This is a genomic window from Bacillus sp. SD088 (assembly GCF_017355205.1).
Classification (GTDB): domain Bacteria; phylum Bacillota; class Bacilli; order Bacillales; family Bacillaceae_C; genus Lederbergia.
On sequence record NZ_JADIJK010000006.1, the window covers coordinates 191383 to 202079 of the forward strand.

General features: G+C 39.8%; 11 protein-coding genes, 2 pseudogenes and 1 riboswitch. Of the genes and pseudogenes, 7 read left to right on the forward strand and 6 right to left on the reverse strand.

What is annotated here, in order from left to right; translation table 11 throughout:
• Positions 1 to 43 precede the first annotated feature (43 nt).
• Positions 44 to 102: riboswitch (Fluoride riboswitch) on the reverse strand.
• Between the two features lie 76 nt (positions 103 to 178).
• Positions 179 to 667: a hypothetical protein gene (locus IPU53_RS07760; RefSeq protein WP_207449529.1), complete on the reverse strand. Its 489-nt coding sequence runs from the start codon at positions 665 to 667 to the stop codon at positions 179 to 181.
• 206 nt (positions 668 to 873) lie between these two features.
• On the opposite strand from IPU53_RS07760, the gene IPU53_RS07765 reads away from it, so the two are divergent.
• Positions 874 to 1722 carry a DUF72 domain-containing protein gene (locus IPU53_RS07765; protein ID WP_207449531.1) on the forward strand — a complete coding sequence of 283 codons (849 nt, stop codon included), beginning with the start codon at positions 874 to 876 and terminating at the stop codon, positions 1720 to 1722.
• A 36-nt stretch (positions 1723 to 1758) separates the two neighbouring features.
• On the opposite strand, the gene IPU53_RS07770 is transcribed toward IPU53_RS07765, so the two are convergent.
• Both IPU53_RS07770 and IPU53_RS07775 read right to left on the reverse strand, forming a co-directional pair.
• Positions 1759 to 2238: a GNAT family N-acetyltransferase gene (locus IPU53_RS07770; RefSeq protein ID WP_242698131.1), complete on the reverse strand. Its 480-nt coding sequence runs from the start codon at positions 2236 to 2238 to the stop codon at positions 1759 to 1761.
• Between the two features lie 244 nt (positions 2239 to 2482).
• The gene (locus IPU53_RS07775; protein ID WP_207449533.1) at positions 2483 to 3715 is read right to left on the reverse strand and encodes a Bcr/CflA family efflux MFS transporter; all 1233 of its coding nucleotides are present in this window, start codon (positions 3713 to 3715) and stop codon (positions 2483 to 2485) included.
• A gap of 191 nt (positions 3716 to 3906) precedes the next feature.
• On the opposite strand from IPU53_RS07775, the pseudogene IPU53_RS07780 reads away from it, so the two are divergent.
• The 3 genes and pseudogenes from IPU53_RS07780 to IPU53_RS07790 form a co-directional block, all read left to right on the forward strand.
• Positions 3907 to 4696, forward strand: a pseudogene (locus IPU53_RS07780) (helix-turn-helix domain-containing protein).
• 291 nt (positions 4697 to 4987) lie between these two features.
• Positions 4988 to 5140, forward strand: coding sequence for a hypothetical protein (locus IPU53_RS07785; protein ID WP_207449535.1), 153 nt, complete (start codon positions 4988 to 4990; stop codon positions 5138 to 5140).
• Positions 5125 to 5298 (forward strand): annotated as a pseudogene (locus IPU53_RS07790) (type I glutamate--ammonia ligase); the annotation flags it as partial. The gene IPU53_RS07785 and the pseudogene IPU53_RS07790, both read left to right, overlap by 16 nt.
• A gap of 161 nt (positions 5299 to 5459) precedes the next feature.
• Here IPU53_RS07790 and hisF read toward each other — a convergent pair.
• From hisF to IPU53_RS07805, 3 genes are all read right to left on the reverse strand, one after another.
• A complete protein-coding gene (gene hisF, locus IPU53_RS07795) occupies positions 5460 to 6233 on the reverse strand; it encodes an imidazole glycerol phosphate synthase subunit HisF (RefSeq protein ID WP_207449539.1) in 774 nt (257 codons plus the stop codon).
• 15 nt (positions 6234 to 6248) lie between these two features.
• Positions 6249 to 6848: an imidazole glycerol phosphate synthase subunit HisH gene (hisH, locus tag IPU53_RS07800; RefSeq protein ID WP_207449541.1), complete on the reverse strand. Its 600-nt coding sequence runs from the start codon at positions 6846 to 6848 to the stop codon at positions 6249 to 6251.
• 185 nt (positions 6849 to 7033) lie between these two features.
• Positions 7034 to 7804, reverse strand: a complete 771-nt coding sequence (locus tag IPU53_RS07805) for a MerR family transcriptional regulator (RefSeq protein WP_207449543.1) — start codon at positions 7802 to 7804, stop codon at positions 7034 to 7036.
• A 125-nt stretch (positions 7805 to 7929) separates the two neighbouring features.
• Between IPU53_RS07805 and mutM the strand changes: the two genes are divergently transcribed.
• The 3 genes from mutM to IPU53_RS07820 are packed head-to-tail and all read left to right on the forward strand — an operon-like array spanning position 7930 to position 10532.
• Complete coding sequence (gene mutM, locus IPU53_RS07810; RefSeq protein WP_207449545.1) at positions 7930 to 8739, forward strand: bifunctional DNA-formamidopyrimidine glycosylase/DNA-(apurinic or apyrimidinic site) lyase; 810 nt, start codon at positions 7930 to 7932, stop codon at positions 8737 to 8739.
• Positions 8740 to 8756: 17 nt separating this feature from the next.
• Positions 8757 to 9599 carry a deoxyribonuclease IV gene (locus tag IPU53_RS07815; RefSeq protein WP_207449547.1) on the forward strand — a complete coding sequence of 281 codons (843 nt, stop codon included), beginning with the start codon at positions 8757 to 8759 and terminating at the stop codon, positions 9597 to 9599.
• Positions 9600 to 9653: 54 nt separating this feature from the next.
• Complete coding sequence (locus IPU53_RS07820) at positions 9654 to 10532, forward strand: putative RNA methyltransferase (RefSeq protein ID WP_242698132.1); 879 nt, start codon at positions 9654 to 9656, stop codon at positions 10530 to 10532.
• Positions 10533 to 10697 lie beyond the last annotated feature (165 nt).

The window sequence follows — 10697 nt, forward strand, 5'->3', positions numbered from 1 at the left end:
ATCAAAAGGATTCATTAAAATAAAACAGACTCCACCAGAGAACTTTCTGGTAGGAGTCATCAGCGTTCCGCAGTTTCGGTGAACTCCATCACCTATAAGATATGTCAGTATTGTATCAAAAAATCAAAATTAAGGCGAACATCCCTAAAAAATGTGGCCAACTTAGTTTGAGTGGAAGTCAAATCCATTTTGAATAAGCTGCTGTTTTATCTTCTAAATTTCCTTCCTTTTCGTCTTTAAAGGATAATCGTATTTTTCTAGTGGGATCTTGCTTTGGACCAAGAAAAGTGGCCTCATTGATTTCGCCCCATGTATAACTATCTTTTGTAAAGGGATTCTTTTTAAATGTAATTTGATGGGTAGAAATAAGTGTGTACCGTGTTAAAGCATAATAGCTTATAAAGATAGAGATGATTAAGAAAGAGATTCCTACAAGATTCCACACCTTCTTTTCAAAAATCATCCCAATAAAAAATATGATTAAGCATCCTACAGCGATAAACATAAAAGTGTTAGAAAGAAAAGGGGTTAAAACTAAAAAGGTATCTCCATGTTTAAATATTAAGTGGTGGATAAAATTTGGGCCAACTCCCCCGATAACTATCCAGAAGATAAAGCTTATGATCAATAAAATTACCCAATAGATTTTTTCTACCTTCTGTAACATTATTCTCACATCCTCATTTTCAAAATCAGGATTTTGCTGATGAATTCAGCATGGTGATATGGAACTGAACATAACTGGTACATTTTGATACTCTGCCTTTTAATCGGTATACCATATATTTTGAATAGAATGAATTTGACTTCGATTATTTTTTAAATTCAAACGCATCTACTCAATATGGTAAAATAATGGAAGGAGGGATAGACTTGATTTATATCGGTGTCACGGGCTGGGGGGATCATGATAGCTTGTATCCAGCACAGATGAAAGCGAAAGATAAATTAGCGGAATATAGTAGTCATTTTCCAGTGGTCGAAGTGGATGCTTCTTTTTACGCGGTCCAGCCTATCCGGAATGCGGAAAAATGGGTGAGAGAAACACCGGACAACTTTCGATTTGTCGTAAAGGCTTATCAGGGAATGACAGGGCATCAACGTGGAGAAGAGCCTCCTTTTGAAACCAAAGAAGAGATGTTTCAAGCGTTTAAGGAATCCTTACACCCTTATCAAGAGGCAAACAAATTAGCAATGGTTTTATTTCAGTTTCCTCCTTGGTTTGATTGCAAAAAGGAAAATGTACAATATTTGCGTTATTGTAAGCAGGAGATGGGTGATCTACCCGTCGCACTAGAATTTCGCAATCAATCGTGGTTCACCCCTACCTATCGAAACAATACATTGAGTTTTATGGAACAAGAAGGATGGATTCATGCGATTACTGATGAGCCACAGGCTGGTATTGGGTCGATTCCGATTGTACCAGTTGTGACAGATCAAGATTTGACGCTCGTTCGCATGCATGGTCGGAATATTCATGGTTGGAATAAACCAAACGATGCAAACTGGCGGGAAGTTCGCTATTTATATAAATATAATCAAGACGAGCTGTTAGAATGGAAAAAACGGGTCTTACAATTGCAAGACTCGTCTAAGGAGATTATTGTCTTATTTAATAATAACTCGGGCGGGGATGCAGCAGGGAATGCTAAGGAGTTTCAAAAAATGTTAGACATTGACTATGAGGGGTTGGCTCCTAGACAGATGAACTTGTTTTAAACAGATATCGAAAACATAAGCAGTCTTCTTATAAACTTAATCAGAGTCTGGTCCGACCAATTTGATCATAATAAGAAACGGCATATCGTTTGCCTTAAATAATGTCACGGCTTGAAATCCTAAATGTTTATAAAGCTTAATCGCTCGCTTGTTGAACCCTGCTACAGTTAAGCGGAAAGCTTTGGGCTGCTGTTGCTTTTGCAGATATTGAAGGGTAAAGGTAAGGAATTCTCGCCCAAAGCCCTGCCCCGTCCATTCCGGTTTTATGCCGAGACCGATGTCGATGAGTTTATTCATGTCAGGGTAAACGCCTGCTTCATGTCCTGAATGAATTTGGGCAAAGCCTCCTGTACAAAAAAAGCCAATTAATTCATCCTCTTTAAAAACACAGAAATAGTGAAGAAGTTCCTCTAATTCCTCTTCATCTCCCTCTAAGTTATAAAGCTCGTAAGGTGCTTCATATTTCCATTGCATAATCTCCCGTGCATACGCTTCATTCATCCTTTTAATATACATGGCGGCTCTCCCCCTTTTTAAAAGATAATCGAGCTTTTCGTTTGGTTTTATCCCGATGCAACCGTCCCTAGGTCACTTCAGAACATAGAGATGTCCTAGCACCCCGATTAGTCTCGCTAATCACCAATGAGAGATAAAGGTCCACTGATGCAGTTTCGTTTTATTATGAGATGTTTTTTTAAAATTGTCTAGATGAAAAAACGAAAATGAGACCAATGGGCCTATTAACACGAAATGGAGGGAATCATCCCTCCACTGTCTCCATATTCTTCGTGTGAATTGTACGGTGCTCCTTCGTTAATCGGAAGAAAGCAATCAGGCCGATCAAGGATGTGACAAATAAGATCGTGCCCATTGGGATAGCTGTTGCTTCATTGATCCCGACAAGGGGAGAGACGATCGAACCAAGTAATAATGGCAGCATCCCTAACACAGCACTGGCACTTCCAGCCCGATGTCCTTGTTTTTCCATTGCTAACGTAAAAGTACTGGTTGTAATCATGCCCATTGTTGTCATGTAGATAAAAATACAGACAACAAGACTGATAAGTGGTCCTTTTATAACCGTCATGATCAGTAAAAGACTCGTTGCAGATACGGCGATAATGACAGCTGTACGGAGCAGTTTTCTTTCGTGAATGATGCCACTAAAACGACCAATGATAAAACTCCCCATAATAATCGCCAATCCATTGATTCCAAACAGAATACTAAAAACTTGCGGAGAAACTCCATAGATTCCTTGGTAAACAAAGGGCGTACCAGATACATAGGCAAAACTTCCACCATGGATAAACCCAACGGTTAGAGCGTAACCCATAAAGGATCGATCCTTGAATAAACTTAATACAGTTCCAACGGATTCCTTCGCTGAGCTTGGTAAACGTTTTTCAGGAGGTAAAGTTTCCTTCAAACGACTAGCAATCAGGAGAACAATACAAATTCCAAGGAAGCTTAGAAAATAGAAAATCGTATGCCAGCTTGCGAAAGGTAAAAGTAAGATTGCGCCACCTGTCATCGGAGCAATCATCGGTGCTGCGGCATTGATAACCATTAATAGGGCAAAGAATTTGGTCAATTCTCTCCCTGTAAAGACATCGCGAACAACGGCACGTGATAGAACAAGCCCGGCAGAAGCAGTTAACCCTTGCAATAATCGTGCGATGACTAGGGTTGTAATATTAGGGGACATAGCACATAGAAGAGAAGAAAGGACAAACAAAGAAATTGAAATCAATAATGGAGTCCTTCTCCCTTTAGCATCACTAATCGGTCCAATAAAAATTTGTCCAACCGCAAATCCAATTAAACAAGTTGTTAAACTAAGCTGAACAAGCGATGCATTCGCCCCGAGGTCACTAGCAATATCGGGAAAACTTGGTAAATACATATCAATATTCAGAGGGCCTAATATACCTAAACTACTAAGAAGTAAAACCAATCCAAACCGTTCTTTTCCTGTTGGATTATGGAGCATAACGCAAAACACCCTTCTACTATGAACTGCAAATAGAGATAGTATACAGGAGAAAGGTGGACGTTGTCTAAACATAATAATCGAAGGACAGTCAATGAATGTGCATATTCTCTATCGCCTGCATGGAAATTGCGTTTTTGGTATAATAATGTCCTGTATAAGTAACTCGTTTCTAACTAAGGGGGAATTCAATGTTATCGATCAATCCTGAGCAATATATTCTCAAGCCTGCCTTTGCGACGATTAAATGTGAACCCCAGTGGAAATGGAGAAAAAGAGATAAACCAATGCCTAATTACGATCTTTTTTTATGTATGGAGCGGGGAAGGGGAAGTTGTTCTTAATGGGAAATCATTTCCAGTTGAAAAGGGACATTGTTTTCTGTTTCGTCCAGGTGATGAAACAACGGCTACACATAATCCTCAAAACCCACTCGTGTTGACATATATACATTTTGATGTGCTTGAAACTCCTCAAATGATTCCTTCTCCTCATCGGGTTCTATCTGATACAATCAGTTTTGAAGCTTTGTTGGCACAATATGTTCGCTTGTTTCTTGTAAAATGTTTTGGTGCTGAAGTTGAAGCCAAGCTTATTTTGAAACAATCAATCATTCACTTATTGCGAGAAGAAAGAGAAAATGTCGCTCAGATCACGAATACAAGTAATCGATTTATCGAAACGATTCATGAAATAGCTAATTATATTCAACAGCATCCTGGTGAACCTCATACGGTCGCAAGTTTGGCTGCTCGTGCTAATCTTTTACAAAAATACTTTTCACAAAAGTTTAAACAAATCATTGGTCAGACGGTGAAGTCCTACATTATCCAATCTCGCATTAAACGTGCCGAGCATTTACTACATTACGAAGGAATGACTGTAACAGAAGCGGCTTATACGCTTGGCTACAACGACCTCCATTTTTTCAGCCGTCAATTTAAAAAATATACGGGAAAAAATCCATCAGATATTCGTTAATCCATTTCATGTTCCTTCATAATCATTATGGTCGATACCTAAATTCATAAATCCGTTAGTGAAAAAGCCGACATCACTCCTATGTGGTGTTGGCTTTTTTCAGGCATCAACGGGAAAAAAGTGCAAATCTTTCTCCTATAATTCTAAATCATTTAAAAATCTTGGATGCTACCATAAAGATACGAAATAAAGAGAGGAGGATGCAAATGAAGAAGTCGGATAATCAACGTGGATTATATAATCCCCAATTTGAACATGATGCATGTGGTATTGCCCTATTAGCAGATATTAATGGAAAAAAAATCTCATAGGCTGATCAATCAAGCATTAACTGCTCTTGAGAGGCTAGATCATCGTGGCGGTCGAGGTGCTGATCAACGATTAGGTGATGGAGCAGGGATTTTGACACAAATTCCCCATCAACTATTATGCCAGCTAGTCTAGGTCAAGCTTTAGTGGCATTACAAGCGGATGAAGTTATGGTCCACTCTTTAGGCGACCATCTACTGGAAAACTTTGTGGAAGCCAAGCAAATTGAGTGGGATATGTTCCGTACGCAGGTTCACCCGTGGGAACGAGAACAATATATGACGCAGTATTAGTAATTAAGTGAGAAAGTGTGGTTGTTGGCTGGGCTTATTGTGATAGTCAATAGCGCCAACAGGGGAAAAGAGCAATCGAAGGCTCAAGGTAGAAAAACTGCACCTCCAATTGTTAGATGGTCTAACAATTGGAGATGCTGTTCACTCCTTGGGTCTTTGCACTATACTCGTATGGGAATATTAGCTTTCTGTAAATAGGACTTGATTTCTGTTACGGTCAGTTCTTGATAATGTAATAAAGAAGCAACTAAAGCTGCATCTGCATGCCCGTTTACAAACACATCTTGTATATGAGAGACATGGCCTGCTCCTCCTGATGCAATAACGGGAATATGTACTGCTTCCGTAAGTGCCTTCATCAATTCGATATCATAGCCGTTTTTCATCCCATCCCTATCGATACTTGTACAAACAATCTCACCAGCTCCAAGCTCTTCTGCTCGTTGCGCCCATTCAATCGCATCCAGTCCACTTGTTTGATGGGCAGAATGGGTATACACTTCCCAACGTAGCATCTGATTATCTTCACTTTTTATTGGCTTTGCATCCAGAGCTAGTACGACGCATTGTTTGCCAAAGATATCAGCTGCTTCACTTAGTAATTCTGGGCGATTGACAGCTGCTGTATTGACACCAACCTTATCTGCCCCAGCTCTGAGTACTTGTTTAAAGTCATCGATGGAGCGGATTCCTCCGACAACAGAAAAGGGGATATAGACATTTTCGGCTACTCGACGGATCCAATCATATCTAACGTCATGCTGATGTAAGGAAGCAGTCGTGTCTAGATAAAGAATCTCATCTGCTCCTTGTTCAGCGTATTTCTGCCCTAGTTCCGCAGGATCGCCAATAACCGTTGGGTTGCGAAATTGCACATATTTAACAGCTTGCTCATTCGCCACATCAATAGCTGGAATGATTCGTTTTTTTAACATAGAAAAGAGTCCCCCTTAGAAGTGTTCGCAAAAATTTTGTAGAAGTGTTAATCCGGCTTCAGCGCTTTTTTCTGGATGAAATTGTACACCGACAACATGGTCTTTGCCAATAATTGAGCAAAAGTTATGTCCATAATCTGTTGTCCCAATCTTATCCGTTTCTCGAGCTGGAGAAACGAAGAAAGAATGAACAAAGTAAAAGTCAGTTCGATCTGGAATTTGCCGAAAAATAGGATGCTGCTTAACCTGATACACTTCATTCCACCCCATATGGGGGACTTTAACCTTTTTTTGAAAGGGGAGGACATCCCCAGGAAAAACCGATAAGCATTCTGTTTTATTTTCCTTACTATATTCCATTAGTAACTGCATACCTAGGCAAATACCGAGAAAAGGGATATCGTTATCAATGCTTGCTTGAATCGGCTGATGGAGTCCTTTTAATTGAATGATCTTCATCGCTTGCTTGGCATTTCCGACACCAGGAAAGATTAGCTTATCTACTCCTCTGAATTCAGAAGCCTCACTGATCAATCTTGTTTGGTAACCTAATTTCTTTATTGCCTTCTCAACACTATGTAAATTGCCGGCTCCATAATCAATAATCCCAATCATATTTTCCCTCCAAGAACTATTTTAGCATAGTACCATTATACCTTTAATACGCTAATACAGTAAAGGGATAATTAAAAAAATAGTTATTCCTTATAATGGAGGGAAGTTGAAATTGTCCCCTTTCAATTCATACATAAAGTATTGAAAGGGGACTGCCAGTGAAGGGGGGAATGGTACATAGCTGTCTAATCATTTTTATTTTTTTTCAGAAAAACCTGTATCGCATCGCGAAGAAGTTCAGCAGCTCCATCACCGATTTTGTCATAATAGGTTTGAAAACGTTCATCCGCTACATACATTTCTGCAAGTCCAGCATGGGCCTCTTCTGAATAGGTCGACCAGGAATACATAAGCCACTCTTTATGTTTTGCTGCAGCTTGTTGTGCTAAATGAGAGTGTGGATCACCTAGAGTGAGTGCTTGCTTTAAAAGTTCCAAAAGTTCCTTTTCTAGTGATTGCATAGCGTTGTAGTCTTCCTCTGTCATACCGCGTAATTTAGCATTGGATGCATCAATCGTTTGCTCCCCATACTTTTTGCGAATCTCTTCTCCGTATTTTTCCTCATTTTCCTGAATCATTTTTTCTTTAAAAGCGCTGAATTTTTCTTCATTCGTCATTGAATAATCTCCTTTCTCATGGGCAATTGTTTTTTCAAGCGTTTGGATCAACTTGTCTATATGGCTCCTTTTATTCACAAGCCGAGCGTAGTGTTGCTGTAAGGCCTCTGTTTGATCAAATTGTGGGTCATTCATAATGGATACGATCGTGTCTAAATCAACATCCAATTCGCGAAAAAAACGAATTTGTTGTAAACGATCAATTTCCTCTTGTCCGTATATACGATAGCCGGAGCTATTGATTCTCGCTGGCTTTAGCAAATTAACTTCATCGTAATAGCGCAAGGTCCGTGTGCTCACACCAGCTAATTTTGCTAATTTGCTAATCGAGTATTCCATTCTGTTCACCTCCTGTTGATTTCATCATAAACGTTTACGTAACGTTAAAGTCAAGAAAAAATTTCCTCATTTTTTTCTCCGGTTGAGGAATAATGAGGAGATATACTGAAAATGGAGGATTACATATGCCAGAATTACCAGAAATGGAAAATTATAAGCATTTATTACAAGATAAAATTCAAGAGGAGAAAATCACTGCGGTGGCGATTCAACGTGAAAAATCGATCAATCTGCCAACAGAGCTATTTATCGAAAAAGTGTCGAATCAACAGATTAAAGGGGTTAGCCGTCGAGCTAAATATTTGATTTTCCATTTGCAAAATGGTGATCATTTGCTGCTGCATCTCATGCTTGGTGGCTGGTTATTTTACGGGAAAACGGATGAAAAGCCAAATCGCACCGTCCAAGTACAATTAAGTTTTGGTGATCAGCATCTATATTTTATCGGGCTACGATTAGGGTATCTGCATAGTCTATCGACTGAGCAGCTGGAGGAAGAGCTAGAACCGCTTGGACCAGAACCGCTTAATCCGAATTTCTCTCTTGATACTTTTCTAGTGCTACTTCAAGCAAAAAAAGGCGCCTTGAAAACTGCGTTGATCGATCAGAAATTTATCGCAGGAATTGGCAATCGCTATTCAGATGAAATCCTCTGGCATGCCGGGTTGTTGCCAGAGAGAAAAGCGACTGAACTGGATCAAGCACAAATGGTTCGTTTGTTTCAATCAATCCAAACGATTTTACGGCAGGGGATCCAATTAGGAGGATATATGGATGAACCCTTTTATCAAGGTGATCCAAAAACAGGGGGTGCAAAAGAAAAAATGTATGTACATAATCGTGAAGGGAAGGCTTGTCCACGTTGCGGTAAGTCGATCGTAAAAACAGAAATTTCTTCACGAAACACCTTTTATTGTCCAAATTGCCAAAAGTAAAAAAGGAGGAAGTGTGAATGAAATTTGGATGCCATCTTTCGATTAAACAAGGCTATATAGGAGCGGCTAAGCAGGCAGTTGCAATGAATGCAGCAGCTTTTCAATATTTCCCTAAGAATCCGCGTAGTCTTGGTATCAAAAACTTTAGTAAGGAAGATACAGAACTGTGTAAAATCTTTTGTAAAGAAAACGGCTTGATATCTGTCAGTCACTCACCTTATCCAAGTCATTTAGTTCCCCATAGTCAACAAAAGCGGCAAAATGTGATCGCTTCCTTGTTGAATGATCTGGAAATCGCGGATGCTTGCGGTTCAGTAGGTGTTGTCGTTCATTTTGGCAAGCCGCTTAATCGTGCTGATCCACTCAAAAGCTACCAATTGATGATAGAAATGCTGGATGACATTCTTCAACAATGGGATGGAGAAGCGAAACTTTTAATCGAAAATAATGCGAGCGTGCCTGAAAGCATGGGAACGACCCTAGAGGAGCTTGTCCAAGTCCGGACACTTAGTCAATATCCGGAAAAAATTGGCTTTTGTCTCGATACTTGTCATGCTTTTGCCTCGGGATTATGGACAGGTAAGAATTGGCAGGAGATGTTGGATAAGGGACTAGCCATCGGTTACTTTGAAGAACTAGAAGTGATTCATCTCAATAATTCCAAATATCCAACCCGCCTCGGCAAAGACCGACATGCCCCGATTTTTGGCGGTGGTTTTATCAAGGAAGAGCAATTTGAACAGCTGATCAAAACCCCGCAGTTGCAAGATATCCCTTTTATTTTAGAAACACCAAAGGAAGAATGCCCGCACGAACAAGAGATCCAACAACTACAGGAAAAATGGGGAGATGTGGAATAAAGCGTCCATTTATACTAAACTGAAGAGAGGAAAAGAGATGGAGGAGTGGCTTGATTGAAAAAAAGTAAAAAAATTCAGAGTGCGGAGCATGTGTCTGCACTGGTCTCAGCCTTCAAATGTCCAATTTGTGGTTCTTCCATGGAGGTTGAGGGGCTTAAGAGTCTTGTGTGTACGCGGCATCATACATTTGATTTTGCCAAACAGGGGTATCTTTATTTATTGCCACATCCTGTTAAAAGTCAATATGAAACAGATTTATTTGCAGCAAGACAGAAGATTATTATGGAAAGTGATCTATATACCTCCATCCATCAGGTGATTGCTCGACTGATTCAAACATATATCGATGTACCGGATACTCTCATGATTGATTTAGGGTGCGGAGAAGGCTCGCATTTACAAAAAGTTCTGGATGAATCAATGGGTTTACAGCTGAATGGGATCGGTCTTGATATTTCCAAAGAAGGGGTCAGCATGGCAGCGAAACAGTATGAACAACCGATTTGGTTAGTCGGAGATTTGGCCCATTTGCCGTTAGCGGATCACTCGGTCCATATCATCCTTAATATTTTGTCCCCTTCCAATTATCAGGAATTTAAAAGAGTTTTAAGCCAAAATGGACTCGTGATAAAGGTTGTCCCCCGTGCTGATTATTTAAAAGAATTACGTGAAGCCTTGTTTGTACAGGAGGAAAAGAGGGAGTACAGCAACGAAGATACAATCTCCTTATTTCAAAAGCACTTTCACGTTGTGGAGAAGATTCGTTTCCATGAGACAAAGAAGCTTACGAAGAATGAGCTAGAAAATTTGGTAAGGATGACCCCGCTCTCATGGTCAGCAGATCCCCATTTTAAGGAAGCATTCATGGAACACTCATTCCGTAATATCACAATTGATTTAGATATTTTGGTAGGAAAGCATATCGGTGAATAATGTGTTTCATTTGTTATAGTATGTACAATCATGATTCACTAAAAGAGGGTGAGACATAACTAAAATGGTAGCCTTCAAAGACGAACAATGTTTTGCCTTAGTGGAGGAAATATACGTAGACTCATGCGGGAGCAAAGGCCTCGGTGAGATCCCGGAGTGCGATAG

What these genes read in the sequence shown, in the direction of transcription:
- IPU53_RS07760 (WP_207449529.1), bottom strand. Translation starts at nt 667, where the DNA reads ATGTTACAGAAGGTAGAAAAAATCTATTGGGTAATTTTATTGATCATA.
- IPU53_RS07770 (WP_242698131.1), bottom strand. Translation starts at nt 2,238, where the DNA reads ATGTATATTAAAAGGATGAATGAAGCGTATGCACGGGAGATTATGCAA.
- IPU53_RS07775 (WP_207449533.1), bottom strand. Translation starts at nt 3,715, where the DNA reads ATGCTCCATAATCCAACAGGAAAAGAACGGTTTGGATTGGTTTTACTT.
- IPU53_RS07785 (WP_207449535.1), top strand. Translation starts at nt 4,988, where the DNA reads ATGGAAAAAAAATCTCATAGGCTGATCAATCAAGCATTAACTGCTCTT.
- hisF (WP_207449539.1), bottom strand. Translation starts at nt 6,233, where the DNA reads ATGTTAAAAAAACGAATCATTCCAGCTATTGATGTGGCGAATGAGCAA.
- hisH (WP_207449541.1), bottom strand. Translation starts at nt 6,848, where the DNA reads ATGATTGGGATTATTGATTATGGAGCCGGCAATTTACATAGTGTTGAG.
- IPU53_RS07805 (WP_207449543.1), bottom strand. Translation starts at nt 7,804, where the DNA reads ATGGAATACTCGATTAGCAAATTAGCAAAATTAGCTGGTGTGAGCACA.
- mutM (WP_207449545.1), top strand. Translation starts at nt 7,930, where the DNA reads ATGCCAGAATTACCAGAAATGGAAAATTATAAGCATTTATTACAAGAT.
- IPU53_RS07815 (WP_207449547.1), top strand. Translation starts at nt 8,757, where the DNA reads ATGAAATTTGGATGCCATCTTTCGATTAAACAAGGCTATATAGGAGCG.